This is a genomic window from Pseudomonas sp. Van50 (assembly GCF_055390755.1).
The window spans coordinates 4,782,448-4,808,144 of the sequence record NZ_AP024343.1; the positions used below are offsets into that span (position 1 = coordinate 4,782,448).

The 25,697-nt window shown below is 62.6% G+C and carries 23 protein-coding genes and 1 pseudogene; 13 read left to right on the forward strand and 11 right to left on the reverse strand.

What is annotated here, in order from left to right; all coding sequences use genetic code 11:
- Positions 1-5 precede the first annotated feature (5 nt).
- From nuoI to ACZ5M5_RS20225, 9 genes and pseudogenes are all read left to right on the forward strand, one after another.
- Positions 6-554 (forward strand): NADH-quinone oxidoreductase subunit NuoI, encoded by a 549-nt coding sequence (gene nuoI / locus ACZ5M5_RS20185; RefSeq protein WP_003180051.1) that lies wholly within the window; start codon positions 6-8, stop codon positions 552-554.
- A 9-nt stretch (positions 555-563) separates the two neighbouring features.
- Positions 564-1,064, forward strand: coding sequence for an NADH-quinone oxidoreductase subunit J (gene nuoJ, locus ACZ5M5_RS20190; protein ID WP_060741545.1), 501 nt, complete (start codon positions 564-566; stop codon positions 1,062-1,064).
- Between the two features lie 4 nt (positions 1,065-1,068).
- Positions 1,069-1,377: an NADH-quinone oxidoreductase subunit NuoK gene (gene nuoK / locus ACZ5M5_RS20195; protein ID WP_003180046.1), complete on the forward strand. Its 309-nt coding sequence runs from the start codon at positions 1,069-1,071 to the stop codon at positions 1,375-1,377.
- Positions 1,374-3,227, forward strand: a complete 1,854-nt coding sequence (gene nuoL / locus ACZ5M5_RS20200; RefSeq protein WP_060741544.1) for an NADH-quinone oxidoreductase subunit L — start codon at positions 1,374-1,376, stop codon at positions 3,225-3,227. Before nuoK ends, nuoL begins: the two co-directional genes overlap by 4 nt.
- 39 nt (positions 3,228-3,266) lie before the next feature.
- Positions 3,267-4,799 (forward strand): NADH-quinone oxidoreductase subunit M, encoded by a 1,533-nt coding sequence (nuoM, locus tag ACZ5M5_RS20205; RefSeq protein WP_060741543.1) that lies wholly within the window; start codon positions 3,267-3,269, stop codon positions 4,797-4,799.
- A 7-nt stretch (positions 4,800-4,806) separates the two neighbouring features.
- Entirely contained in the window at positions 4,807-6,270 is a 1,464-nt protein-coding gene (gene nuoN / locus ACZ5M5_RS20210; RefSeq protein ID WP_060741542.1) for an NADH-quinone oxidoreductase subunit NuoN, read from the forward strand.
- Between the two features lie 261 nt (positions 6,271-6,531).
- The gene (locus tag ACZ5M5_RS20215; RefSeq protein ID WP_464737884.1) at positions 6,532-6,804 is read left to right on the forward strand and encodes a CopG family ribbon-helix-helix protein; all 273 of its coding nucleotides are present in this window, start codon (positions 6,532-6,534) and stop codon (positions 6,802-6,804) included.
- Entirely contained in the window at positions 6,804-7,079 is a 276-nt protein-coding gene (locus ACZ5M5_RS20220; RefSeq protein WP_060741540.1) for a type II toxin-antitoxin system RelE/ParE family toxin, read from the forward strand. Before ACZ5M5_RS20215 ends, ACZ5M5_RS20220 begins: the two co-directional genes overlap by 1 nt.
- A gap of 303 nt (positions 7,080-7,382) precedes the next feature.
- Positions 7,383-7,858: pseudogene (locus ACZ5M5_RS20225) on the forward strand (hemerythrin domain-containing protein).
- A gap of 52 nt (positions 7,859-7,910) precedes the next feature.
- Here ACZ5M5_RS20225 and ACZ5M5_RS20230 read toward each other — a convergent pair.
- The 7 genes from ACZ5M5_RS20230 to ACZ5M5_RS20260 all read right to left on the reverse strand — a co-directional run bounded on the left by ACZ5M5_RS20230 (position 7,911) and on the right by ACZ5M5_RS20260 (position 14,686).
- On the reverse strand, positions 7,911-8,789 hold the full coding sequence (locus tag ACZ5M5_RS20230; RefSeq protein ID WP_060741538.1) for a LysR family transcriptional regulator: 879 nt from the start codon (positions 8,787-8,789) through the stop codon (positions 7,911-7,913).
- A gap of 190 nt (positions 8,790-8,979) precedes the next feature.
- The gene (gene ycaC / locus ACZ5M5_RS20235) at positions 8,980-9,609 is read right to left on the reverse strand and encodes an isochorismate family cysteine hydrolase YcaC (RefSeq protein ID WP_014337664.1); all 630 of its coding nucleotides are present in this window, start codon (positions 9,607-9,609) and stop codon (positions 8,980-8,982) included.
- A gap of 154 nt (positions 9,610-9,763) precedes the next feature.
- Positions 9,764-11,602: an amidohydrolase gene (locus ACZ5M5_RS20240; protein WP_024617381.1), complete on the reverse strand. Its 1,839-nt coding sequence runs from the start codon at positions 11,600-11,602 to the stop codon at positions 9,764-9,766.
- A 118-nt stretch (positions 11,603-11,720) separates the two neighbouring features.
- On the reverse strand, positions 11,721-12,356 hold the full coding sequence (locus ACZ5M5_RS20245) for an antibiotic biosynthesis monooxygenase (protein ID WP_060741537.1): 636 nt from the start codon (positions 12,354-12,356) through the stop codon (positions 11,721-11,723).
- On the reverse strand, positions 12,349-12,762 hold the full coding sequence (locus tag ACZ5M5_RS20250; protein ID WP_060741536.1) for a DoxX family protein: 414 nt from the start codon (positions 12,760-12,762) through the stop codon (positions 12,349-12,351). Before ACZ5M5_RS20250 ends, ACZ5M5_RS20245 begins: the two co-directional genes overlap by 8 nt.
- Entirely contained in the window at positions 12,759-13,718 is a 960-nt protein-coding gene (locus ACZ5M5_RS20255; protein WP_464737885.1) for a LysR family transcriptional regulator, read from the reverse strand. Before ACZ5M5_RS20255 ends, ACZ5M5_RS20250 begins: the two co-directional genes overlap by 4 nt.
- 146 nt (positions 13,719-13,864) lie before the next feature.
- Positions 13,865-14,686 carry an alpha/beta fold hydrolase gene (locus ACZ5M5_RS20260; RefSeq protein ID WP_060741534.1) on the reverse strand — a complete coding sequence of 274 codons (822 nt, stop codon included), beginning with the start codon at positions 14,684-14,686 and terminating at the stop codon, positions 13,865-13,867.
- A gap of 360 nt (positions 14,687-15,046) precedes the next feature.
- Between ACZ5M5_RS20260 and ACZ5M5_RS20265 the strand changes: the two genes are divergently transcribed.
- The gene (locus tag ACZ5M5_RS20265; RefSeq protein ID WP_464737886.1) at positions 15,047-17,851 is read left to right on the forward strand and encodes an ATP-binding protein; all 2,805 of its coding nucleotides are present in this window, start codon (positions 15,047-15,049) and stop codon (positions 17,849-17,851) included.
- Here ACZ5M5_RS20265 and ACZ5M5_RS20270 read toward each other — a convergent pair.
- Positions 17,798-19,288, reverse strand: coding sequence for an ATP-binding protein (locus tag ACZ5M5_RS20270; protein ID WP_464737887.1), 1,491 nt, complete (start codon positions 19,286-19,288; stop codon positions 17,798-17,800). The genes ACZ5M5_RS20265 and ACZ5M5_RS20270 overlap by 54 nt on opposite strands.
- Before the next feature lie 184 nt (positions 19,289-19,472).
- Entirely contained in the window at positions 19,473-20,423 is a 951-nt protein-coding gene (locus tag ACZ5M5_RS20275) for a GlxA family transcriptional regulator (protein ID WP_060741531.1), read from the reverse strand.
- Between the two features lie 312 nt (positions 20,424-20,735).
- Between ACZ5M5_RS20275 and ACZ5M5_RS20280 the strand changes: the two genes are divergently transcribed.
- Complete coding sequence (locus ACZ5M5_RS20280; protein WP_060741530.1) at positions 20,736-21,458, forward strand: pirin family protein; 723 nt, start codon at positions 20,736-20,738, stop codon at positions 21,456-21,458.
- Positions 21,459-21,648: 190 nt separating this feature from the next.
- Here the strand turns inward: ACZ5M5_RS20280 and ACZ5M5_RS20285 are convergent, their stop codons facing one another.
- Positions 21,649-22,524, reverse strand: coding sequence for a LysR family transcriptional regulator (locus ACZ5M5_RS20285; RefSeq protein ID WP_060741529.1), 876 nt, complete (start codon positions 22,522-22,524; stop codon positions 21,649-21,651).
- Positions 22,525-22,634: 110 nt separating this feature from the next.
- On the opposite strand from ACZ5M5_RS20285, the gene ACZ5M5_RS20290 reads away from it, so the two are divergent.
- A complete protein-coding gene (locus ACZ5M5_RS20290; protein ID WP_060741528.1) occupies positions 22,635-23,837 on the forward strand; it encodes a YbfB/YjiJ family MFS transporter in 1,203 nt (400 codons plus the stop codon).
- A gap of 292 nt (positions 23,838-24,129) precedes the next feature.
- Positions 24,130-24,543, forward strand: coding sequence for a hypothetical protein (locus tag ACZ5M5_RS20295; protein ID WP_060741527.1), 414 nt, complete (start codon positions 24,130-24,132; stop codon positions 24,541-24,543).
- An 86-nt stretch (positions 24,544-24,629) separates the two neighbouring features.
- Here ACZ5M5_RS20295 and ACZ5M5_RS20300 read toward each other — a convergent pair whose 3' ends face one another.
- Positions 24,630-25,673 (reverse strand): GlxA family transcriptional regulator, encoded by a 1,044-nt coding sequence (locus tag ACZ5M5_RS20300; protein WP_060741526.1) that lies wholly within the window; start codon positions 25,671-25,673, stop codon positions 24,630-24,632.
- Positions 25,674-25,697: the final 24 nt, after the last annotated feature.

Below are 25,697 nucleotides of genomic sequence, written 5' to 3' on the forward strand. Positions count from 1 at the left end.
GACCCATGTTCAAATATATTGGCGACATCGTTAAGGGTACCGGTACCCAACTGCGAAGCCTGGTCATGATCTTCGGCCATGGCTTTCGCAAGCGCGACACCCTGCAATACCCGGAAGAGCCGGTCTACCTGGCCCCCCGTTACCGTGGCCGCATCGTCCTGACCCGCGACCCCGACGGCGAGGAACGCTGCGTGGCCTGCAACCTGTGCGCCGTGGCGTGCCCGGTGGGTTGCATCTCGTTGCAGAAAGCTGAAACCGAAGACGGTCGCTGGTACCCGGACTTCTTCCGCATCAACTTCTCGCGCTGCATTTTCTGCGGCCTCTGCGAGGAAGCCTGCCCGACCACCGCGATCCAGCTCACGCCGGATTTCGAAATGGCCGAGTTCAAACGTCAGGACCTGGTGTACGAGAAAGAAGATCTGCTGATTTCCGGTCCCGGTAAAAACCCTGATTACAACTTCTATCGTGTTGCAGGCATGGCCATTGCCGGTAAGCCAAAAGGCGCCGCGCAGAATGAAGCCGAACCGATCAACGTGAAGAGCTTGCTGCCTTAAGGAAGAAAGATGGAATTCGCTTTCTATTTCGCATCGGGTATCGCGGTGGTGTCCACGCTTCGTGTGGTCACCAACACCAATCCCATACATGCCCTGCTCTACCTGATCATTTCGCTGATCGCCGTGGCCATGACCTTCTTCGCCCTCGGCGCGCCGTTCGCCGGTGCCCTGGAAGTGATCGCCTACGCCGGCGCCATCATGGTGCTGTTCGTGTTCGTGGTGATGATGCTCAACCTCGGCCCGGCCGCGGTCCAGCAGGAACGCTCCTGGCTCAAGCCGGGCATCTGGGCGGGGCCGGTGATTCTCGCCGCCCTGCTGCTGGGTGAACTGCTGTATGTGCTGTTCGCTCACCAGAGCGGCCAGGCCATCGGCCACACCACCGTAGGCGCCAAGGCCGTGGGCATCAGCCTGTTCGGTCCGTACCTGCTGGTGGTCGAACTCGCCTCGATGCTGCTGCTTGCCGCAGCCGTCACGGCGTTCCATTTGGGCCGTAACGAGGCGAAGGAGTAATCACATGCCTGCTATCCCTCTCGAACATGGCCTGGCGGTTGCCGGCATCCTGTTCTGTCTCGGTCTGGTCGGCCTGATGGTCCGCCGCAACATTCTGTTCGTGTTGATGAGCCTGGAGGTCATGATGAATGCCTCCGCCCTGGCTTTCATCGTCGCGGGCGCTCGCTGGGCGCAGCCGGATGGACAGATCATGTTCATCCTGGTGATCAGCCTGGCAGCCGCCGAGGCCAGTATCGGCCTGGCGATCCTGTTGCAGCTGTATCGCCGCTTCCACACTCTCGATATTGACGCTGCCAGCGAGATGCGCGGATGAACCTTCTCTTCCTGACTTTCATATTTCCTCTTGTCGGTTTCCTGCTGCTGTCGTTCTCCCGTGGACGCTGGTCGGAAAACCTGTCTGCGCTGGTTGGCGTGGGCTCCATCGGCCTGTCTGCCATCGTCACGGCCTACGTGATCTGGCAATTCAACGTCGCCCCGCCGGAAGGTGGCCGGTACGTGCAAGTGCTGTGGCAGTGGATGGCGGTGGAAGGCTTCACGCCGAACTTCGCCCTGTACCTGGACGGCCTCTCGGTGACCATGCTCGGCGTGGTGGTCGGCGTGGGTTTCCTGATCCACCTGTTCGCGTCCTGGTACATGCGCGGTGAAGCCGGTTATTCGCGCTTCTTCGCCTACACCAACCTGTTCATCGCCAGCATGCTGTTCCTGGTGCTCGGCGATAACCTGTTGTTCCTGTACTTCGGCTGGGAAGGCGTGGGCCTGTGCTCGTACCTGTTGATCGGTTTCTACTACAGCAACCGCAACAACGGCAACGCCGCACTCAAGGCGTTCATCGTGACCCGAATCGGCGACGTGTTCATGGCCATCGGCCTGTTCATCCTGTTCCAGCAACTGGGCACGCTGAATATCCAGGAACTGCTGGTCAAGGCACCCGAGCACTTCAAGGTCGGTGACTTCTGGATCGTCCTGGCGACCCTGATGCTGCTGGGCGGTGCCGTCGGTAAATCCGCGCAACTGCCGCTGCAGACCTGGTTGGCGGACGCGATGGCCGGTCCTACCCCGGTCTCGGCACTGATCCACGCCGCGACCATGGTGACCGCCGGTGTCTACCTGATCGCCCGTACCCACGGCCTGTTCGCCCTGGCGCCGGACATCCTGCACCTGGTCGGCATTGTTGGCGGCGTGACCCTGGTGCTGGCCGGTTTTGCCGCCCTGGTGCAGACCGACATCAAGCGCATCCTCGCCTACTCGACCATGAGCCAGATCGGCTACATGTTCCTGGCCCTGGGCGTTGGTGCCTGGGAAGGCGCGATCTTCCACCTGATGACCCACGCCTTCTTCAAGGCCCTGCTGTTCCTGGCGTCCGGTGCGGTGATCGTGGCCTGCCACCACGAGCAGAACATCTTCAAGATGGGCGGCCTGTGGAAAAAACTGCCGCTGGCCTACGCCAGCTTCATCGTCGGCGGCGCGGCCCTGGCGGCCCTGCCACTGGTCACCGCCGGTTTCTACTCCAAGGACGAGATCCTCTGGGAAGCGTTCGCCAGCGGTAACCAGGGCCTGCTCTATGCCGGCCTGGTGGGTGCGTTCATGACCTCGCTGTACACCTTCCGCCTGATCTTCATCGCGTTCCACGGTGAAGCCAAGACCGAAGCCCACGCCGGCCACGGCATTGCCCACTGGCTGCCACTGTCGGTGCTGATCGTGCTGTCGACCTTCGTCGGCGCCCTGATCACCCCACCGCTGGCCGATGTGCTGCCGCAAAGCGTCGGCCATGCCGGCGGCGAAGCCAAGCACAGCCTGGAAATTGCCTCCGGCGCCATCGCCCTGGCGGGTATCCTGCTGGCCGCCCTGCTGTTCCTGGGCAAGCGTCGTTTCGTCACGGCGGTCGCCAACAGCGGCATCGGGCGGTTCCTTTCGGCCTGGTGGTTCGCCGCCTGGGGCTTCGACTGGATCTACGACAAACTGTTCGTCAAGCCATACCTTGCGATCAGCCACATTCTGCGCAAAGACCCGCTCGACCAGACCATTGGCCTGATCCCGCGCATGGCCAAGGGCGGTCACACCGCCTTGAGCCGTACCGAGACCGGTCAACTGCGTTGGTATGCGGCTTCCATGGCGGCTGGCGCCGTGCTGGTTATCGGCGCCATCGTGCTGGTAGCGGTCTGATATGAACCTTGCGAACTTGCGAAAGGAAACGAGCCCGTCATGATTCTGCCCTGGCTAATCCTGATCCCCTTCATCGGCGGCCTGCTGTGCTGGATCGCGGAGCGCTCCAGCTCCACGCTCCCGCGCTGGATTGCGCTGCTGACCATGTCCCTGGAACTCGCGCTCGGCCTCTGGCTGTGGGCGACCGGCGACTATTCATTCGCTCCGGCCCCTGGCGCCGATCCGACCTGGGCACTTGAGTTCAAGCACGCCTGGATCGCGCGCTTCGGCATCAGCGTGCACCTGGCCCTCGACGGCCTGTCGTTGCTGATGATCCTGCTGACCGGCCTGCTGGGTATTCTCTCGGTCCTCTGCTCCTGGAAAGAGATCCAGCGTCACGTCGGTTTCTTCCACCTGAACCTGATGTGGATCCTGGGCGGTGTCGTCGGCGTGTTCCTGGCGCTGGACCTGTTCATGTTCTTCTTCTTCTGGGAAATGATGCTGGTGCCGATGTACTTCCTCATCGCGCTCTGGGGTCACAGTTCTTCGGACGGCAAGAAAACCCGGATCTACGCGGCGACCAAGTTCTTCATCTTCACCCAGGCTTCCGGCCTGATCATGTTGGTGGCGATCCTTGGCCTGGTGCTGGTCAACTTCAACAACACCGGCGTGATTACCTTCAACTACGCCGACCTGTTGAAAGTGCAGATGTCGCGCACCACCGAGTACGTGCTGATGCTGGGCTTCTTCATCGCGTTCGCGGTGAAGCTGCCGGTGGTGCCGTTCCACTCCTGGCTGCCGGACGCCCACGCCCAGGCGCCGACCGCCGGTTCCGTGGACCTGGCGGGTATCTTGCTGAAGACCGCGGCCTACGGCCTGCTGCGCTTTGCCTTGCCGCTGTTCCCCAATGCCTCGGCGGAGTTCGCGCCGATTGCCATGACCCTGGGCCTGATCGGGATTTTCTACGGTGCGTTCCTGGCGTTCGCCCAGACCGATATCAAGCGCCTGATCGCGTTCTCCAGCGTCTCGCACATGGGCTTCGTGCTGATCGGGATCTACTCCGGCAGCCAGCTGGCCCTGCAAGGCGCGGTGATCCAGATGCTCGCCCACGGCCTGTCGGCGGCGGCGCTGTTTATCCTCAGCGGTCAGCTGTACGAACGCCTGCACACCCGGGACATGCGTGAAATGGGCGGCATCTGGTCGCGCATCGCCTACCTGCCGGCCATCAGCCTGTTCTTCGCGGCCGCGTCCCTGGGCCTGCCGGGCACGGGCAACTTCGTCGGCGAGTTCCTGATCCTGATCGGCTCGTTCGTCAGTGCGCCTTGGATCACGGCGATTGCCACCTCCGGCCTGGTGTTCGGTTCGGTCTACTCGCTGATCATGATCCACCGCGCCTACTTCGGTCCGGCCAAGTCGGATGAAGTATTGCGTGGCATGGACGGTCGCGAACTGATCATGGTGCTCGGCCTTGCGGTGCTGCTGGTTTACCTCGGCGTGTACCCGCAACCGTTCCTCGACACCTCTGCCGCCACGATGCATGGCGTGCAGCAGTGGCTCGGCACCGCCTTCTCTCAACTCGCTTCGGCCCGGTAAGAGCGCTATGGAATTCACGATTCAACACTTTATCGCGCTTGCGCCGCTGTTGATCACCAGCGCCACGATCATCGTGGTGATGCTGGCGATCGCCTGGCGGCGCAATCACTCGCAGACCTTCCTGCTGTCGGTGGCGGGGCTGAACCTGGCCCTGCTGTCGATTTTGCCGGCCCTGAAAGTCGCACCACTGGCGGTCACGCCACTGATGCAGATCGACAGCTTCGCCTGCCTCTACATGGCGTTGATCCTGGTCGCCACCCTGGCCTGCGTCACCCTCGCCCACGCCTACCTCGGCGATGGCGGTTCGGGTTACCCGGGCAACCGCGAAGAACTGTACCTGCTGATCCTGATGGCCGCCGCCGGTGGCCTGGTGCTGGTCAGCTCGCAGCACCTGGCCAGCCTGTTCATCGGCCTGGAACTGCTGTCGGTACCGGTCTACGGCCTGGTGGCCTACGCCTTCTTCAACAAGCGCTCCCTGGAAGCCGGCATCAAGTACATGGTGCTGTCGGCGGCCGGTTCCGCGTTCCTGTTGTTCGGCATGGCCCTGCTCTACGCCGAAGCCGGCACCCTGAGCTTCGTCGGCATCGGCCAGGCCCTGGCGGCCACCGGCCTGCCTAGCCCGATCGCGCAACTGGGCCTGGGCATGATGCTGATCGGCCTGGCGTTCAAGCTGTCGCTGGTGCCGTTCCACCTCTGGACCCCGGACGTCTACGAAGGCGCCCCGGCGCCGGTGGCGGCGTTCCTGGCCACCGCGTCGAAAGTGGCGGTGTTCGCGGTCATGGTGCGGCTGTTCCAGATCTCGCCCGTAGCCAGCAGCGGTGTACTGAGCAACGTGCTGACCATCATCGCCATCGCGTCGATCCTGTTCGGTAACCTGCTGGCACTGACCCAGAGCAACCTCAAGCGTCTGCTGGGTTACTCGTCCATCGCCCACTTCGGCTACCTGCTGATCGCCCTGATCGCCAGCAAGGGCCTGGCCGTGGAAGCCATCGGCGTGTACCTGGTCACCTACGTCATTACCAGCCTCGGCGCCTTCGGCGTGATCACCCTGATGTCCTCGCCGTACAACGGCCGCGACGCCGACGCCCTGTACGAATACCGCGGCCTGTTCTGGCGCCGTCCGTACCTGACCGCCGTGCTGACCGTGATGATGCTGTCCCTGGCCGGCATCCCGCTGACCGCCGGCTTCATCGGCAAGTTCTACATCATCGCCACCGGCGTCGAGGCTCACCAATGGTGGCTGGTCGGCTCCCTGGTGTTGGGCAGTGCCATCGGCGTGTTCTACTACCTGCGCGTGATGGTCACCCTGTACCTGATGGAACCGAACCTGCGTCGTCACGATGCCGAGCTGCACTGGGAACAGAAGGCAGGCGGCGTGATGCTGCTGGCCATCGCCGTGTTGGCGTTCTTCCTGGGCGTGTACCCGCAGCCGTTGCTGACTTTGGTTCAGCAGGCGGGCTTGGTGGGCTGATCGCCCAAGCGTTGTAGCCATCGAAAGTGCCCGTATCGCAAGATACGGGCATTTTTTTTGGCTCTCGTTCGCGAAGAGTGATACGAGATAAGACAAGAAGCGCGGACTGATTCAGGTCCTTGACGCTGCCACCTTATTCAATATGATTAACCTTGAATCAGATTGCTGTACAACGATACAAAATAAATCGCTAATCATCGGCCTGGAAGCGGTTGTTTGAGAAGGCTGGCTATTCCCGCCAATTGAAAGGGGTCATCCATCATGGCAACCACCACGAAAACTCGCTCTGTCACCGCCCACGTCCCAGTGCAACTGGCCGAAAAAGTCGACCTGATGGCTGAACGCCTTGAGCGCTCCAGGAACTGGATCGTCAAACAGGCTCTATCTGCTTGGATAGATCAGGAAGAGGAGCGCAGTCGTCTGACCCTCGAGGCCCTGGCCGATGTTGACACTGGCCGTGTGATTGATCACCAGGCGGTCCAGGCTTGGGCCGATAGTCTCAATACCGACACTCCGTTACCGGTCCCGCGCTGATGGAGTTGAAGTGGACCAGCAAGGCACTGTCCGACATAGCCCGACTCTATGAGTTTCTGGCATCGGCGAACCAACCCGCTGCCGCACGAACAGTACAACAGCTCACGACTGCACCGACCTCATTGCTGGTCAACCCGCGCATGGGTGAACGCCTGGAAGAGTTCGAACCTCGGGATGTGCGCAGAATTCAGGTCGGCCACTACGAGATGCGCTACGAAATAGTAGGTTCCACCCTGTACCTGCTGCGCCTGTGGCACACACGTGAGGATCGATAACGCCGACTCGGCCAGCTTGGTCGCGATGACAGCGGCACCTTCAACATCGATGCAAGCTGACCCACCGCTTTCGCGAGCAAGCCCGCTCCCACAGAAACTCAACGCGCCTGCCAGTCAAAGTGCAAGACCATTTCTCCCGCCCTCTTGCAGCTTGCACGAACATAGAAAGCCACCTTAATACAACTAATTGTTTTTAAAGGCTTTTTTAAGATGCTTCGGCTGGCACGGCTGATGCAATTCATCTCATACGCGGCGTCGGCGCTTGAAGCCTGCCCGCATCCGTGAATTGCCGAGGAGCTACCCATGAATGCCATCGATCTGTTGAAAGCCGACCATGAGCGCGTCAAAGCCATCCTGACTCAACTGAGCGAGTCGACCGAACGCGCCGTGAAAAAACGTACCGACCTGTTGGCGAAACTGGAAATGGAAATTTCCATCCATACCCGCCTGGAAGAAGAAATCCTTTATCCGGCTTTCAAGCAGGCAGGTGGCAAGGAGGAGGCACAGATGTACTACGAAGCCAAGGAAGAGCACCGCACCGTCGACTCGCTGGTGCTGCCTGACCTGAAGGCGACCGACCCGTCCACAGCGGAATTTTCCGGCCGGGCAAAAGTGGTCAAGGAGCTGCTTGAGCACCACATCGAGGAGGAAGAAAAAGAAATGTTCCCCACGCGAAAAAACTGCTGGGCAAGGCAAAACTGGACGCCTTGGGTGCGGAAATGGAGACCATGAAAGCGCAGTACAAAAAAGAACTGAGCAGCGCCAGCCTCGCCGCCTGATCGTACGCCGCGGATGCGTCAGCCGTCGCCCGACGGCTGCACGCCCTAGGCGTTATTGCATGTGTTCACGCAAGAACTCCACCAACGCCTGTACCGGGCGTGAGCCTTGGCGATGTTGCGGGTAGACCGCTGACAGCGCCAGGGGCTCGGTTTCGAACCCCTCCAACACCTTGATCAACCGACCATCCTTCAAGGCATCGCCGAGGATGAAGGTAGGCAAGTAGGTGACCCCCATGGCGGCGATGGCCGCGTCCCTGAGCACATCGCCGTTGTTGGCGCGCATGCGCCCCGTGACCTCCAGGGTCAACGGTTTGCCGGCCCCCGCGAAACGCCACTGCACCTGGCGGCTGTGCCCATAGGGCAGGCAGTCATGATGGCGCAGGTCTTCCGGTCGCATGGGTGTGCCTTTTTGCGCCAGGTAAGCCGGACTGGCGCAGTACACCCGCTCGATGGTCGCGATGCGCCGGGCAATCAGCGTCGAGTCCTCCAGCACGCCGATGCGCAGCGCCAGGTCATAGCCCTCCCCCAGCAGGTCCACCGAACGGTCGCTCAGGTCCACTTCGACGCTGACGCCCGGATAACGCTGCAGGAACTGCGGCAACAGGCTGCCCAGATGCGCCATGGCGAAGGACAGCGGTGCGCTGAGCCGAATCGTGCCACGGGGCTCACTGGTCTGGCCGCTGATCCCCTGCTCCACCTGTTCCACGTCATTGAGCAGACGCAGCGACGCTTCGTAATAGCGCTGGCCCAACGGGGTGACGTCCAGCCGGCGGGTCGAACGATTGAGCAAACGTACGCCCAGGCGCTGTTCCAATGCCATGAGCTTGCGGCTGACGAACTGCTTGGACAGCCCCAGCTTGTCCGCCGCGGCGGTGAAACTGCCTGACTCCATGACCTGGGCAAAGATGCGCATTTCTTCGAAGGGGTTCATTGTCATTCCTGGGGTGGACAGTCAGGGGGATGAGTTGGGCATTGTGGGTGGAGCAAGGCAGGTTGGAAAGGTGTTGAGTGGGCTGACGCTATCGCGAGCTTGCTCGCGATAGCGGCGGATCAGCTTGCAAGAACCTGATGCCGGGCACAAAAACGCCCGCACAAGGCGGGCGTCATTGAGCATGAATTGCTTACTTGGCCGTCAGCGCCGAGTAGCTGTTCATCAGGTTGCGGTAGTTCGGAATCCGCTGGGACAGCAGGTTGCCCAGGCCTTCGATGTCGTTGCGCCAGTCGCGGTGCAGCTCACAGGCCACCGAGAACCAGTTCATCATCTGCGCGCCGGCGGCGGTCATGCGGACCCAGGCGGCCTGCTGCACGGTTTCGTTGAAGGTGCCCGAGGCATCGGTCACGACGAACACGTCGAAACCTTCGGCCAGCGCCGACAGGGTCGGGAACGCTACGCAGACATCGGTGACCACGCCCGCGATGATCAATTGCTTGCGGCCGGTGGCCTTGATCGCCTTGACGAAATCTTCGTTGTCCCAGGCATTGATCTGGCCTGGACGCGGGATGTATGGCGCGTCCGGGAACATTTCCTTGAGCTCCGGCACGATCGGGCCGTTGGGGCCTTGTTCGAAGCTGGTGGTCAGGATGGTTGGCAGTTCGAAGAACTTCGCCAGGTCGGCCAAGGCCAGCACGTTGTTCTTGAACTCGTTGGGCGAGAAGTCCTGGACCAGGGAAATCAGGCCGGTCTGGTGATCGACCAGCAGGACGACCGCGTCGTCTTTGTTCAGACGGTTGTAGGCGGGAACGTTGCTCATGGGATGACTCCTTTGGGATGGATAGTAAAACCTGTGGGAGCGAGCTTGCTCCGGGCGGCGTTCCGACGATGGCGGAGTGTCAGGCGACGGCAGTGCTGAATGTTCAACCGCTATCGCGAGCAAGCTCGCTCCCACAGAGGGGGTTGTGTGTTAGTTAAAAGGCAAAGCAGGAACAGCCAAACGCGCCCCAGAAACCTTGGAAATCACTGACCGGAACGTTCGACAGTCGTGCCCGTTCATGGCTGTGGGCATGCACCGTGCACGGGCCGCTGCACTGGTGGACCTGGGCCTGCAACGGTGAAGTCGGGCGCCAGTGGCCCGGGACCTTGACCACCGGCGACCAGTCGGGCAAAACCGGGACACTGGCCGGGCCGAGTTTTTCGAAATCACCAGCGGCGTACACCACCTTGCCGTCCACAACGGTCAGTACCGACTCGATCCACTTGATGGCTTCTTCCTCGACGCTGAAGAAGTCCGCGCTGAGGGCCGCCAGGTCCGCCAGTTGGCCGACCTTGATCTGGCCCTTCTTGCCCTGCTCCGACGAGAACCAGGCGCTGCCATGGGTAAACAGTTCCAACGCGGTCAGGCGCGGCAGGCCTTCTTCGTGCAACGAAAGACCACCGACCGTGCGGCCGCTGACCATCCAGTACAACGAGGTCCAGGGGTTGTAGCTGGAGACGCGGGTGGCATCGGTGCCGGCGCCCACCGGTACGCCTTCGGCCAACATGCGCTTGATCGGCGGCGTGGCTTCGGCGGCCTTGGCACCGTAGCGGTCGACGAAGTATTCGCCCTGGAAGGCCATGCGGTCCTGGATCGCAATGCCGCCACCCAGCGCCCGTACACGTTCGATGTTCTTCGGCGTGATGGTCTCGGCGTGGTCGAAGAACCACGGCAGGCCGTTGAACGGAATATCGCGGTTGACCTTCTCGAACACGTCGAGCATGCGGCTGATGGATTCGTCATAAGTGGCATGCAGGCGGAATGGCCAGCGTTGCTCCACCAGGTGCCGAACCACCGGTTCCAGGTCCTGCTCCATGCCGGGCGGCAGGTCTGGACGCGGCTCCAGGAAGTCCTCGAAATCCGCCGCCGAGAACACCAGCATTTCCCCGGCGCCGTTGTGCCGCAGGAAATCGTCGCCCTGGTGCAGCTTGACGCTGCCGGTCCAGTTCTTGAAGTCGCTGAGTTCTTCCTTGGGCTTCTGGGTGAACAGGTTGTAGGCGATGCGCACCGTCAACTGCTGCTCGCGGGCCAACTGCTCGATCACCGCGTAGTCGTCCGGGTAGTTCTGGAAACCGCCGCCGGCATCGATGGCGCTGGTCAGGCCCAGGCGATTGAGTTCCCGCATGAACTGGCGAGTGGAGTTGACCTGGTATTCCAGCGGCAGCTTCGGCCCTTTCGCCAGCGTCGAGTAAAGGATCATCGCGTTGGGCCGCGCCACCAGCATGCCAGTGGGCTCGCCCTTGCTGTCACGCACGATCTCGCCACCCGGCGGGTTCGGCGTGTCACGGGTGTAACCGGCGACCCGCAGTGCGGCGCGGTTGAGCAAGGCGCGGTCATACAGGTGCAACACGAATACCGGCGTATCGGGGGCCGCCTGGTTGAGTTCTTCCAGGGTCGGCATGCGCTTTTCGGCGAACTGGAATTCGTTCCAGCCGCCGACCACGCGCACCCACTGCGGCGTCGGCGTGCGGTCGGCCTGGTCCTTGAGCATGCGCAAGGCATCGGCCAGGGACGGCACGCCTTCCCAGCGCAGTTCCAGGTTGTAGTTCAGACCGCCACGGATCAGGTGCAGGTGCGAGTCGTTGAGGCCGGGGATAACGGTACGACCCTTGAGGTCGATGACCTGGGTGCCGCTACCCCGCAGGGCCATGGCCTCGGCATCGGTGCCTACCGCGACGAAGCGGCCCTGGCTGATGGCGACTGCGCTGGCCCGAGGCTTCTCGCGGTCGACGGTATGGAATTGACCGTTGAATAGAATCAGATCGGCGTTCATCGGATTTCCTTCTGGATGAGTAGAGGCAAGGGACAGACGAGGCCAAAAAGCCGCCGCCGCGCTGAGCAGGGACCCGGCGGCCAGCAGTTGGCGGCGCAGCGGGTCGGTCGGATCGTCCTTATTGGCCATGGCCGGGCTCCAGATGCTCATGGGTCTTGGGTTCCAGCCAAGGCGCGAACAGGCGTGTCGCCAAAGGCATGCACACGTAGACCACCGAGAGCACGATGGTCAGGGTGATCAGGAACGTGGCGACCACGTAGTTGGACAGAAACGCGTTGAGCTGCAACAGCGGGCCCCAGAGCAACGGCACCAGCAAGGTGTGCGGCAGGATGACCAACAGCGTCACCACCGATTGCTTCCAGCGCGGCGGCGGTGTGGCGGCATCGGCCAGCGGGGCGAACCAGAATTCCTTGTGGGAGGCGACCTCGGTCTGGTCGCCATCGGCCAGCAGCGGCGCGGCCTCTTCCACCAGTTCGCGGCGCTCGGGCGAATCCAGCCAGCGTTGCATGGCCTCGGTGGAGCAGAACCGCAGCACACAGGTGAACAGCGACAAACCGCCCTGCTTGCCCCGCACCACATCCACCCCCAGATGCCCCGGCCACTGGCCAGCCACGCTGACGATGCGCCGCAACCAGGCTTCATAGGCATCATCCTGGCCGGCCTTGATCCGGTGCTTGACCACCAGGGTCACGATTTCATCGAGGCCGGGTTTGGCCGGGCTCCCAGGAGAGTCGATGGTTTGAGATTCAGACATGGCGAAGCACTCCAACAAAACGCGTGTTCATCGCCAGGCGCCCGGGCCCGGCGATCAATACGCTGGTAAATATGATCAACAGCAACCAACCGAACTGCCCTTCTTCCAGGCTCCATTGCGGATGCACCACCAGCAGCGCCACCGCCAGCAGAAACAAGATCGGCAGGCACGCCAGGCGTACCAGCACACCGGCCATGATCAGCAGCGGACACAGCACCTCGGCGAAAATCGCCAGGATCAGGGTTGGCGCCGCCCCCAGGTGAAAGGGGTCTTCGATGCGGGTCAGCTCGACGCTGTAGTGCAACAGCTTCGGCAGCCCATGGACCCACAGCAGGAACAACCCGCCGCTCAGGCGCAGGAACAGCAAACCCAGGTCCTGCCACGGGCGTTCATCGGTCATGCTCATCGGTGGGCTCCGTCCGGGGCGGCCGAGGCCGCGGCCGAGGCCGCGGCCGGCAAGGGTTGGGACATGTGGCTGGCAATGCGCGAGCGCAGCCAGCGCTCGGCCGGGTCGTTGTCATGCACGCCGCTCCAGACCATCGACAGTTCGGCCGCATTGATCTCGAACGGCGGGTCCTCGGCACGCAGCGCGCAGCCTTCCACCAGCGCGCAGGCGGCATAGTCGGGCACGGTGGCGATCAGCTCGGTACCGGCCAGCAAGGCCCGCAGCCCGCTGAATTGCGGCACCGCCAGCACCACTTTGCGGGTCCGGCCAATGCGGGCCAGGTCCAGGTCGATATTGCCGCTCAAGTCGCCCGAGAACGAAACCATGGCGTGGGGCCGCGAGCAGTACTCGTCCAGGGTCAGCGGCCCCGGGCGCTTGTCGCCACGCAAGACCTTGCAAGGAATGTCCCGCAGTTTCTTGCGTTTGGCATTGGCCGGCAGATCGGTGGTGTAGCTCACGCCGACGCTGATTTCACCGCTGGCCAGCAGCGACGACATCAGCAGGAAATTGGCCCGGCGCACCACCACGATGATCCCCGGCGCCTCTTCGCGCAGTTGGCTCAGCAATGGCGGAAACAGGCCGAATTCGGCATCGTCGGACAGCCCGATGCGAAACACATCGCAACTGGTGGATGGGTCGAACGCCTTGGCCCGGCTGACCGCGCCGGAGATGGTGTCCATGGCCGGTTGCAACTCTCGCAGGATCGCCAAGGCTCGTGGGGTCGGTTCCATGCCACGACCGTGACGGATCAGCAACGGGTCGTCGAACAGATCCCGCAGCCGCCCCAGCGCCGCGCTCACCGCCGGCTGGCCCATGAACAGCTTTTCGGCGACGCGGGTCAGGTTTTTCTCGAACATCAGCGCCTCGAAGATCACCAGCAGGTTCATGTCGAGACGGCGTAAATCGTTGCGGTTCATCGGTTTGGGCCCTGTTGGATGCCGATCCTGTGGGAGCGAGCTTGCTCGCGATAGCGGGGTGTCAGTCGGCGGCGATGTTGACTGTTGCGCCGCCATCGTCGGAACGCCGCCCGGAGCAAGCTCGCGCCTACAGGTTTGTGGCTTGATCAGCCCCGGATGAACGCCAGCAGGTCCGCGTTCAGCCGGTCCTTGTGGGTATCGGTCAGGCCATGGGGCGCGCCCGGGTACACCAGCAACTGCGAGTTCTTCAGCAATTTGGCGGCGGCGATGCCGGCGGTTTCGATGGGGACCACCTGGTCGTCATCGCCATGGACCACCAGGGTCGGCACGTCGATGTTGCGCAGGTCTTCGGAAAGATCGGTCTCCGAGAACGCCTTGATGCAGTCGTAGGCGTTCTTGTGGCCGGCGAGCATGCCCTGCATCCAGAACCAGTCGATCATGCCTTGGGAGACTTTGGCGCCCGGACGGTTGGCACCGAAAAACGCGCTGGCCACATCTTTGTATAGCTGAGAACGGTCGGCCAGGGAGGCCTGGCGGAAACCGTCGAAGACTTCGATGGGCAAGCCGCCAGGATTGGCCGTGGTCCTGAGCATAAGCGGCGTCACCGCCGAGATCAGGCCGAGCTTGGCGACCCGGGCGGCGCCATGGCGACCGATGTAGCGCGCCACTTCGCCACCGCCGGTGGAGAAGCCGAGCAGCACCGCATCCTTCAAGTCCAAGCGTTCGATCAGCTCGGCCAGGTCATCGGCGTAGGTGTCCATGTCGTTGCCGTCCCAGGGCTGGCTGGAACGCCCGTGTCCACGGCGGTCATGGGCGATCACCCGATAGCCGTTGGACGCCAGGAACATCATCTGCGCCTCCCAACTGTCCGAGTTCAACGGCCAGCCGTGGCTGAAGACCACCGGTTGACCACTGCCCCAATCCTTGTAGTAGATCTCGGTGCCGTCGCGGGTGATGAAGGTGCTCATGACATGACTCCTTGAGGTGGGTGGATCGCTTTATGGTCTGGTCAGAGGGGGCATGGGCGTGAGTTAAACGTTGTTAATTTTTTCGGGACTGAAGTGTTAAAAACCCGGATTAAGACTGCTTTTGTGGCGAGGGGATTTATCCCCGCTGGGCTGCGCAGCAGCCCCAAAAGCGACATATCGGTGTGTCAGGCTGACTGGAGTTTGGGTTGTGGGGGCCGCTTCGCAGCCCAACGGGGATAAATCCCCTCGCCACAGGGATCTGTGCCTGGCAGGGAAGCCCGCGCCGTTGCGCTTGAAGCCAAACCTGAGGAATATGCTCGGGTAAAGCCCAGGCATCGGGCCCAGGACATCGAGAGCACCATGAGCCATTACCTCAGCCTGCCCGTCGAACAGACGGTGCATTTCGGCCCTTACCGGGTCCATCCGCGCCAGCGCCTGGTGCTGGAAGGCGAGCAACCGTTGCGCCTGGGACGGCGGGCCGTGGAGATTCTGCTGGTATTGCTCGAACACGCAGGCGAAGTGGTGAGCAAGCAGCAACTGATCGCCCGGGTCTGGCCCAGGAGCGTGGTGGAAGACACCAACCTGCGCGTACACGTCGCGGCACTGCGCAAGGCCCTCGGGGACGGCCAGGCCGGGCAGCGCTACATCGTCACCGTGGCGCAGCGCGGCTACAGCTTTGTCGCGCCGGTGTCATTCGGATCCCTCGACCCATTGGCGCGCATTCCTCATCCGTCCCTGGCGCGCAATCTGCCGCTACAGCGCACACGCCTGATCGGACGCCAGGCCCTGGTGGAGAACCTGGTGACCCAGTTGCCCCGAAAGCGTTTCATTACCCTGGTCGGCACCGGCGGCATCGGCAAGACCACCGTCGCCCTGCGGGTCGCTGAACGGCTGATCGGCCACTACCGTGACGGCACCCATCTGCTGGACCTGGCATCGCTCAACGATGCGGCCATGATCGTCCCCAACCTGTGCGCATTGCTCGACCTGCCGCTGCAGGACGGTGATCCGCTGGACACCGTCGCCCGACCGCTCAAGGAGCGGCATCTGCTGCTGGTGATCGACAACTGCGAGCACCTGATCGACGCCATCGCCCAGCTCAGCGAAACCTTGCTGCGCGGCGCCCCTCACCTGCACATCCTGGCCACCAGCCGCGAAGGCCTGCGCGCCGAAGGCGAATACGTGCAGCGCCTGGATGCCCTGGCATGCCCGCCCCGGGAAATGCCCATCGAGGGTTATCCCGCCCTGGAATACCCGGCGCTGCAACTGTTTGCCGAGCGTGCGATGGCCAGCCGTGACGACTTCGAACTGACCGACCGCGAGGTGCCGTTGGTGGTCGACATCTGCCAGCGGCTGGACGGGATTCCCCTGGCCATCGAGCTGGCCGCCGGACAGATCGGCCGCTTCAGCCTCGAAGCGCTGCACCGGCAACTGCAAGACAATGTCGCCCTGCTCCACAACGACACCGACGCCGCCCCGCGCCAGCAGACCCTGCGCGCCACGCTGGACTGGAGCTTCGCGCTGCTCACGACCTGCGAGCAGACCTGCCTGCGGCGACTGGCGGTGTTCATGGGCAGTTTCAACCTGGCCTCGGCCGCGGCGGTGATCGTCGGCCAACATGTCGCACCCGACCAGGTGCTGGTGTCGGTCAGCCAGTTGGTCGCCAAATCGTTGCTCAACGTCGAGATCGGCGATGAAGAGGTGCGTTATCGCCTGCTGGACACCACCCGCCGTTATGCCTTGGAAAAACTGACCGAAGCCGGGGAACTGGCGGCCAGCCAGGAACGCCACGCCGAACGCTGCCTGGCGCTCATGGGGCAAGCGGAAAACGATTGGGAGAACACCCCCACCCGACTGTGGATCGCCCGTTACGCCGACTATCGCGACGACATCCGCGCGGCGCTCGACCGCGGCTTGGGCCCGCAGGGTTCACATGCCGTGGCGATCCGCCTGACCGCCCGCACCCTGCCCCTCTGGCAGGAGCTGTCGCTGCTCAAGGAGCACGGCCTCTACGTCAACAAGGCGCTGCAATTGTTGCGGGCCAGCCCCACGCCATGCCCACGCTTGACCCTGGCCCTGGAGCTGGCCCACGCCAGTTTCAACTACCACACCGAGGGCGGCACGCCAGCCACGGTCCGAGCCTTCGCCACCGCCCGGCAACTGGCCCGGCAATGCCAGGACCTGGCCAGCGAGCTGCGGGCCGTGTCCGGGCAAATGACCGTGGACCTCAGCTGCGGCAACTACCAACAGGCCCTGGCCCACAGCCTGGATTTCGACCGGCTCGGTTTGCAGGGCGACCCGATTCTGTCCTTGAGCACCCAACGCCTGCGGGTGCTGGCGCTGCATTTCACCGGCGACCAGGGCGCGGCGCGACGTGAAGCCGAACAGGTGATCCAGCGCCTGGCCCAGAGCGGCCACCTCAGCCGCTTCAGCCACGGCTTCGGCGTGCAATACGACCAGAGCGTGGCCGCGCTGACGATTCTGGCGCGCATCCTCTGGCTGCAAGGTTTTGCCGAGAAAGCCCGGCGTACCGCCAACCTGGCGCTGCAGATCGCCTTGCAGATCAACCACGGCATTTCGATCTGCTACACCTTGGCGCTGAGCGGTTGCGTGATCGCCCACTACACCGGCGATCATCAAACTGCCCGGGAAAGGCTCGAGCTGTTGAAACAGCAGGCCAAGAAGCATTCGGTGATGCTGTTCCATGACTGGGCCTGTCATTACGACAGCGTATTCAATGACCAGCCCCTGGAGACGAGCCCGACAAACGGGCTGATTCAGGACATCGCCGTCACCCTGCGCCCTGGCGTTGTCAGCCCGGCGCAACTGGAACGGGCCCGCAGCGGCGCCGCGGGCTGGTGTTCGGCGGAGCTCCTGCGAGCCGGCGCCGAAACCTGGCTGGCTCGGAACGAGCCCTCCTTGGAAGGCCCCGCCGAAACGCAACTGCTGGCCGCCCTGGCCGTCGCCCGTCAGCATCATGCCCTGGCCTGGGAACTGCGCAGCGCCACGTCCCTGGCCCGCTTGTGGCAGCGCCGCGGGCAAGTCCAAGCCGCGCAGGAACTGCTCGAGCCGGTTTACCGACGCTTCAGCGAGGGGTTCAACACCCCCGACCTATTGGAAGCCGGCGCGCTGCTCCAGGGATTGACTCGCCGGTTGGGGCCTTGAATGGCCCGCGCCCCAAGCGCCTTGCAGCACATAACGCCGATGAAACACGGGCCACTGACCACTGCGCCGCAATTTGTCCAGGGCGTAGGCGCGAGTGGTGTGCAGCAGTCGAAAACGTACTCCGTCGGCCAGCGGCTCGACCATCAGCAATGACACGCTCGCCAGCCGCAATAGCAACGAGGGCAATTGCCCGACACTCAGTTCAGCGCAACTGATCACTGCCAGCGCCGCCCTGAGCGTAAACGGCCCCTCGAACACCGCCAGGCGCTGGAACACGGTTTGTTCGTCAGCACTCAAACGCTCGACACTCGAATCCAGCACGGCCTCCAGGCTTCGATGCCGGGCCACCGCCGTACGTCGCCCGTGGCTCAAGACTGACAAGCCGTAATCCAATTGTTCGAGGACCCCCGCCAGCCCCAAGGCATCGACCTGGGCCGCCGCCAGTTCCAGCGCCAGCGGCAAGCCGTCCAGGCGCTGGCAGATCTGGGCCAGGATCACCCCGTCGCGGCCAACGGGCTGGAAACCCTGTTGCCGGGCGCCCACTCGCTCGATCAGCAACTGCACCGCCGGGCACGCCACGATCTGGTGCTCGGGTTCCAGGGGCGATGCCACAGCCAGGCCCGGCAGCGGCACGATTTTTTCGCCCGGCAGGGCCAGGGGCTCGCGACTGCTGCACAACAGCGACACCCCGGGCGCTGCCGTAGCCAATGCCTGGGCCAATTCCCGACAGGCATCGAGCACGTGCTCGCAACCGTCGAGCACCAGCAACATGCGACAGGACTCAAGGCCCCTGCCCAAAGAACCGGGCGCCAGGCCCAGCGTGCCGGCCACCCGCGCCATCACCTGTGAAGAGTCACTGACCTCCGCCAGGTCAACGAACCAGGCCCCGTCGTCAAAGTGCTCAAGCAGCAGCTCCGCCACCCGCAACACCACGGTGGTCTTGCCGCCCCCACCCGGGCCGCTCACGGTGGTCAGGGTTTGACGGGGCACCTGCGCCAGCAGCCGTCCCAGGACTCTGTCGCGACCGATTACCGGGCTCAAGCGCGTGGGCAGGTTGTGTCGCTCGGTCCTGGGACTCAAAGGCGACTCAACGCCTTCTTGCACCACCAGGGGCATCGCCAGGCAATAGCCTTGTCGCGGATGGTTGAGGATATAGCGAGCGCCATCCCGCCCATCGCCGAAGGCTCGCCGCAGCGCCGCGATGTGCACCCGCAGGTTGATGGCTTCCACGACGCTGTCAGGCCAGACGTGGGCGATGAGGGTTTGCTTGCTGACGTAGTGGCCGGCGTGCTCCACCAGTACCTGCAGAACATCCAGGGCCCGGCCACCCAGCGCGAGGGGCTGGCCGTCACGGGTGACCAGCCGTTGCTGCCGGTAGAAGGCGAACGGACCGAAGCCCACCGCCGGCTCGCTATCGGGTTTGACGAAACTGTTCATGGGCGATCCAGCGCCGGATAACCGGGGCGGGCGTCAGCGTGCGGATGACCGAACACGTCTGCCCCGGGCTCCTGCGCATCCTTTCCAAAGGGTTCGCCGTTATCTTGGCAGGCGCAGGCCTCAGGACAATGCTGGCACTGGGAGCGTCACGGACATCACGGTGCCCTGGACGGACACCGACGCCTCAACTGAACTGCTGACGATATTGCACCGGGGTCAGGCCGAGCTTTTCACCGAACAAAAAGCGCATGTGCCGCACACTGCCGAAGCCGCTGCGAAACGCCACGGTCTTGAGCGGCAGGTCAGTGGTTTCCAGCAGCTGACGCGCCCGGTCGATGCGCGCACCCTGCAGGAACTCCATGGGCGTCATCTTCACTTCACGGGCAAAGACCCGGGCGAAATGCCGCGCGCTCATGGAAGCCAAGGCGGCCATGCGCTCAATGGTGAAGGGTTCTTCCAGATGCTCCATCACATGATTCTGCACCCGGGTAATGGCCGACTCCTGCGTCGACACCGCCGCCACCGAGGGGCTGAACTGTGCCTGGCCGCCCTGGCGCTTCATCACCACCAGCAACACCTTGGCCACGTCCAACGCGACTTTGCGGCCGTGGTCCTGGGCCACGATGGACAGGGCCAGGTCGATCCCGGCGGTGACACCGCCCGAGGTGATCAGGCGGCGGTCCTGCAGGAAGATCTTGTCGGTCTCCACCAGGGCCTTGGGGAAACGTTGTACCAGGCGTTCGGTGTAATGCCAGTGGGTCGTGACGCGATAACCGTCGAGCAAGCCCGCCTCACCGAGCACGAAGGCACCGGTGCAGATGGAGCCGTAGCGCGTAGCCCGTTGCGCCGCGGCCCGCAGCCAGGTGTGCAGCCCCGGATGCCGGTCGTTATAGGCCCCCGGCCCACCCGGCACCAGCAACACGTCATAGGCTGCCCATGCCTGGTCGATATGGATATCGGCCTGCACCGCCACGCCGTTGGACGCTCGCAACGGCCCGCGCTCGGTACCCAGGGTCAGCAGTTGATAACGCAGGTCCCCTTCGAGGTAACGATTGGCGATGGAAAACACTTCCAGAGGCCCGGCCATGTCGAGCAGCAAAAAATCCGGGAACAGCACCATTGCAACGGTTTTCATTAAAAAGACGCCAAAAAAATCCAGAAACCATAAATGCCCCCCGGTGGGAGCGAGCTTGCTCGCGATAGCGTCAGATCAGTTGGAGTCGATGTCACTGACACACCGCTATCGCGAGCAAGCTCGCTCCCACAGGGTTTATCGTCAGCATTATGGCGAAGCCAGGCATCCGCCGGTAGGCATTCTCGATTGTCCACTCCAAGTAGACAGTCTTTCGTTTTCCACCTGCTTATTGAACTTCAGGATAACCATTAACCTTCTTCTGAACCCGGCGAACGGCCCCAGCCGCCGCCCATAGACATCAGGAGAATCATCATGCTGACCCTTCGCAAAGCTTCGGACCGCGGCATTGCCCGCCACGGCTGGCTGACCTCGTTCCACACCTTCTCGTTCGCCAGCTACCGCAACCTCAACGAACAGGGCTTCTCCGATCTGCTGGTCATCAACGACGACCGGGTCGCCGCGGCCAAGGGTTTCGGCCAGCATCCCCACCGGGACATGGAGATCTTTTCCTACGTGCTTGAAGGGGCACTGGAACACAAGGACACCCTGGGCACGGGCTCGGTCATTCGCCCCGGTGACGTGCAGTTGATGAGCGCCGGCAGCGGCGTGGCCCACAGCGAGTTCAACCACAGTGCGGACGAGCCGGTGCACTTCCTGCAGATCTGGATCGTGCCCAACGTCAGTGGCGCGACGCCACGCTATCAACAGGAGCATTTCAGCAGCGAGCAGAAACGCGGTCGCCTGCAATTGATCATCTCCCCGGACGGCACCGACGGCTCGCTCCAGGTGCGCCAGGATGCACGGGTCTACGCCGGGCTGTTCGATGGTGAGCAAAGCGCTACCTTGACCCTGGCCGCGGATCGCTATGCCTACGTGCACGTGGCCCGAGGCGCTGTCGAGCTCAACGGCGTGCAGTTACAGGAAGGTGATGGTGTGCGGGTGCGCGAGGAGCAGGTCCTGACCTTGAGTCACGGCCAGGATGCCGAGGTGCTCGTGTTCGATCTGCGGGCGCAGGAACTGCCACAGATGCCATGAAACACCCTTTAGGCCCTGTGGGAGAAATTGTCACAGAGGCTATGAAGCATCCATTGTGGGAGCGAGCTTGCTCGCGATGACGGAGTGTCAGCTACATGAGTATCGGCTGACCTGGCGCCATCGCGAGCAAGCTCGCTCCCACAGGGTCTACAGGGTGTTTCGCAATGGAGCCTCCACATCCCCCGACGCCTCACTCATTCTGCAGCGCAAACACCTCGACAATCTCATCGATCACCGCCCGCACCCGTGCCGTATGGCGCAGGTCCGCGTGGGTGACCAACCAGACCTCGTAAGGCAGTGCACGCGTGCGCTCCGGCCAGATCCTCAGCAACCCGTCACGCGCCCCCATGTACAGCGGAATCTCCCCGACACCGATGCCCGCGGCAATCGACCGACGCACCAACAGGCTCGAACTCAGACTGGCCACGATCCGTCCGCGATTGATCGGCTCCGAGACCAGGGTGAAATCCTTGCTGCCCTGCCAGTACGGCTGATAAACCACCAAGTCATGTCCCTCGAACTCGCTGCCGGGCAACGGTACGCCACGGGCATCGACATAGGCTTGGGCCGCAAACAATCCTACCGGCCAACGGGCGATTCGCCGAGCGATCAGGTCAGGGTTGTCGGGCCGGGTGTTGCGCACGGCGATGTCCGCTTCGCGCTTGACCAGGCTGAGGATCTGCGTGGACGCATCCAGTTGCACGCGCACATCGGGATGGCGCCCATGCAGGCTGGCAATGGCCGGAATCAAGAAGTCGATGGCCAATGAGTCGGTGGTGGCGACCCGGACATTGCCGATCAGGCGATCATCCAGGCCCTGTATCCGGCGCTCCAGCTCCAGCGCCGAATGCTCCATCTTCTCCACCGCCTTGAGCGCCGCCTCGCCGACGGCCGTCAGTGCGTAACCGTCTGAGGTACGCAGGAACAACGCGGCATCCAAGGACTTCTCCAACGCCGTAACGCGCCGCCCCACAGTCGCCTGATCCACCCCCAACACCCGCGCGGCACCGCGCAAGGTCGACGCTCGGCAGACGGCCAGAAACACCCGTGCATCATCCCAATTCATTCGCCCTCCTACGATGCATATATGCATCACTCTGACGCTAAATCGCTGCACAAACGCAGCGAAGATAGCCGATATGCTGGACGCTATAAACCTTTCACAGGATCGCTGTCATGCCCTCCTCATCCGCTGCGCTCGAATCACCTCCTACAAACATCTGGCTGCCCATTTTCGCCGGCCTCTGTGCCAGCCTCGTCAGCATCGGCCTGGCGCGTTTCGCCTATACGCCACTGATCCCGGCATTGATCGAGGCCCATTGGTTTTCTGCCAACGACGTGGTCTACCTGGGGGCGGCGAACCTGGTCGGTTACCTGATCGGCGCTCTGCTCGGCCGTCCCATGGCCCACCGACTGACCAACCGGAACGCGTTGCGGCTGATGATGCTCGTCGTGACCGGCGCATTTTTCGCCTGTGCCTTCCCGGTGTCGGTGATCTGGTATTTCGCCTGGCGGCTACTGTCGGGGATCGCCGGCGGCGCGATCATGGTGCTGGTGGCGGCGACTGTATTGCCCCATGTACCGGCGGCACGCAAAGGCTTGGCCAGTGGCGCGATTTTCCTTGGCATCGGCCTTGGCATCGCCGGCTCAGGCACGATTGTGCCGCCGCTGTTGAGCCTGGGCTTGCCGGCCACCTGGCTGGGGCTTGGCGCCCTGTCGCTGGCATTGACCGGGTTGAGCTGGTTTGGCTGGCCCCGGGACACGGTGCAGATAACAGCCAGCGCTGCGCCCGACGAGCCCATGCCTCCTGCGGTTTTCCAATTGTTCGCCCAGTATGCGTTCATGGCCGCGGGGCTCGTGCCTGCGATGGTCTTTTTGGTCGACTACGTGGCGCGCGGCCTCGGGGCCGGGGCACATGTCGGGGCAATGGTCTGGGTAATGTATGGCCTCGGGGCGATTATCGGACCGGTGAGCTATGGTTTTCTCGCCGATCACCTTGGCGCGCGCAAGAGCATTCGACTGGTCCTGGCCGTGCAAGCGATTGCTCTCGGCTTGCTGGCGGTTTCACACACCTTCATGGCACTGGCGTTGCTCGCCGTGATCATCGGTTCGTTTCCGCCGGGCATCGTGCCCTTGGCCCTGGCCCGAGTGCACGAACTGGTCCCTGACCCTCATCGCCAACAACTGGCCTGGAGCCGGGCCACTGTTTCGTTCGCCACCTTCCAGGCGCTGGCCGGATTTGCCTACTCGGCCCTGTTCAATGCCAGTGGCGGACACCACGGATTGCTTTTCCTGATCTCCGCCGGGGCGATTCTTTTTGCGTTGATGCTCGATTTCCCTTTCGGGACAGAAAAAAGCTCGAAAGTTCTGAAACCGTGATTACCGACGCAGCTCAGACGAAAAACTTCTAAAAAAAGTCAGGCGATTGGACGAATTCAGGCTTTGATCTAATGGAGCTGCGGTGCGTCTCGGACAAGTCCCAATGCCCAGCTGAAATGCGCTTTGTCTGTTGCCACGAGCCTGAGGGATCTATAAAGTTCCCGAAAGGTTTTCGTTTCTGACCGGCGGTCATCGCGACTGCCCGAAGTCAATTGACCCAATGCATGAGTCTCGGCAAAATGATTTCACTTTGCCATTGTTATTCCTGACTTGCTTATTCACGGAAGAAAGCATGAAAACCGTCATATCCCTCGCTTTAATCTCGATTGCGTGCAGTGCGGTCGCGGAAGTTCAGAACATCAAATACCTTTACGATGATTCGGATGCCGTGTACTCCATCGTGTCGTTTATCGACAGCGGCTCAGCCATCCAGGCCACCGTACAGAGATCGGGGGCTTACTTCACCAACTACACAAAACTCGAACTCGACTGCGCCAGCCGCAATGTACGGCACATGGGGATGTACAACAGCCTCGCAGTGCTGGAAAAAGCCCAGTTCGACCAGATGCAAGGGCGAATCATCGACGGCTCGATAGCCGACGAAGTAGGCAAGGTGCTGTGCAAGGAGACGACTTTGACCGCATCACAAGCCGCTCCGCAAACCGAAGACCTGCCCACCGAAACACAAACCGACGATAACAGCTGATTTGTGTCCGTGATGCGGGAGCTTGCTCCCGCTGAGCAGCGTAGCCCTCCCGCCCCAAAAACTCACTTTCCGCTCCGGCAGCGTCTTCAGCGCAAGGCTTGCTTGCGCTCCGATTTCGAACGGTAACTGCCAGGCGGCACACCAAAGAAATCCCGGAAACGACGCTGGAAGTGCGGGGAACTGACAAAGCCTGTCGCCACGGCGATTTCGGTCACGGACCGATTGGTTTGCTGGATGAGTTGGCGCGCACGCGTCAGGCGCAGCTCCAGGTAATAGCGCGTTGGGGTCGCGCCGAGAAAACTGCAGAACCGTCGCTCCAACTGGCGCTTGGAAATCTTCACGCACGCCGCCAGCTCATCGATGGTCAAGGGCTCCTCTACGTTCTGCCACATCAGTTCCAACGCCAACTTGAGGCTTTCCGGCAGCGTCGGGTCGGTCTCGACGAAAACCGGTGGCAAGTCCGTCGCATCGTCGCCCGACTCATCACAACGCAGAATTTCCTCGATGGCCCCCACCAGCGCCGCTCCGCCCGTCTGGCGAATCAATTGGAGCATCATGCGCAGCGAACTGTTGGCGCCCGCGCAACTGACCCGCTCCCGATCCACTACATAGGCCCGGCTGGACACCTTCACATGGGGGAACACCTCCACCATCATGGCGCGACTTTCCGGGTGGACAGCGCATTCGAAACCATCCAACAGATTGGCATCGGCAACGAAGAAGACACCGTTCCACAACCCGCCCAGGATCGCCCCGGACGCCGCATTGGCGCGCAGCTTGCGGCGCAGCAAGGGATGACCTTGCAACTTCACGCGAAAGCCCCCGGCGACAATCAGCACGTCCTGGTTTTCCGGCATCTGCGCCAGTTCGACGTCCGTCGAGATGACAATGCCCAGGTCGCTCGTCACCTGCCCACCTGAAACCCCCACCGTCAGCACCTCGTAGAGGGGCATGTCGCTCATCAGGTTGGCGGTCACCAGCGCGTCCACCGCACCGGTGAAGGACATCATCGAGAAGTTGTCCATCAATACAAACGCGACGCGGATCGGCGCCTCGCTGGCGGACGCCGCTCCGAGCGGTCGATAAGCCATGTTCTTGTTTTTGAGTACGCTCTCGAATGCGCTTGGCATAGGGCCTCGTTAATACATTAAAGA